The 432-nt window shown below is 41.4% G+C and carries 1 pseudogene; it reads right to left on the reverse strand.

From position 1 onward, the window contains the following. Positions 1 to 100: pseudogene (locus KIV40_RS35275) on the reverse strand (lipoprotein signal peptidase); the annotation flags it as partial. Between the last annotated feature and the right edge of the window lie 332 nt (positions 101 to 432).

Here is a 432-nt window from a genome sequence, read left to right on the forward strand (position 1 = left end):
TGTCCATCACAAACAGCTTGATGCCAATGTCCGCAAGAAAGACCAATAAAGCCAGCCATAACCAACGTACGCCCGACTGCTTTAGTGAAAAATCACTCATGCTTATTCCTATAAATCTATGAACTTCTCTATTCTATACAGCGAGATGCACACATGAAAGACCAATATGATGGCTGGACCTCCATCCGCTTTGATGTTGCGCGCCACTGCATAAAAATGACCAGCAGTATCACTCGGCATTTTATCCCAGCTAAAAATAACCCCAGTAGATACTGGGGCTATAAAAACTAAGCAAAGTTCAATTAATTGATCACTGCTCTAAATTATTGGTGTTGTAACAAGGCGACAAATTTACGAAGCTCCTGAGCATAGTTGTCCTATGTGATGGAGTGAGTAAATGCTGTCAACACAGTTACAATGCCAAGAATGACG

It is taken from the genome of Vibrio sp. D173a, assembly GCF_030248475.1.